Source organism: Alloalcanivorax profundimaris (genome assembly GCF_015265435.1).
Classification (GTDB): Bacteria; Pseudomonadota; Gammaproteobacteria; order Pseudomonadales; family Alcanivoracaceae; genus Alloalcanivorax; species Alloalcanivorax profundimaris.
On record NZ_JABJWH010000029.1, the window covers coordinates 1 to 718 of the forward strand.

Sequence of the window (718 nt, forward strand, 5' to 3'; positions counted from 1 at the left end):
CAACGCATCATTCAAGCTCGCTACAAGCGGCGGATTTACCGTCAGATCAGCCAGGAGACCGGAATCAGTGTCAGCACCATCGCCCGCGTGTTACGCCGCGAAGGACTCAACCGGCTGGCGGCGCTGGAGCCGGCACCGCCGCCCCAACGCTACGAGCGAGAGGCGCCTGGCGATCTACTGCATCTGGACATCAAGAAGCTGGGACGCTTCGACAAGCCGGGACACCGGGTCACCGGCGATCGCCAGAAAGGACGCTCCCGAGGCGCCGGCTGGGACTATGTTCATGTCGCCATCGACGACCATAGCCGCGTCGCCTGGGCCGGCATCAAGCCGGATGAAACCGGCGCCAGTGCCTGGCGGGCCCTGATCGCGGCGGTGCGCTACTACCGGCATCTGGGGATCCGGTTCCGCGAGGTTCTGACCGACAATGGCGCCTGCTATCGTTCCAAGGCCTTCGCCCGGATCTGCCGACGTCTGGGCCTCAAACGCAAGCGAACCCAGCCTTACCGACCCCGCACCAACGGCAAGGCCGAGAGGCTCATCCAGACCGCCTTGCACGAGTGGGCCTATGCCAGGGCCTACGAAAACGCCGCCCAGCGCGCCGAATGCCTAACAACCTGGCTACACCAGTACAACTGGCATCGACCCCATTCCAGCCTTGGCTATCTGCCTCCCGTCAGCCGGCTGCCCTTACTGAACAACCTGGTGGCTTTACACA

Annotated in this window: 1 protein-coding gene; it reads left to right on the forward strand. The window is 64.2% G+C overall.

Annotated elements, in window-relative coordinates; genetic code table 11:
* Positions 1–718 (forward strand): IS481 family transposase (locus HMJ39_RS13820; protein WP_194297770.1); only part of this gene is annotated, 718 nt, incomplete at both ends.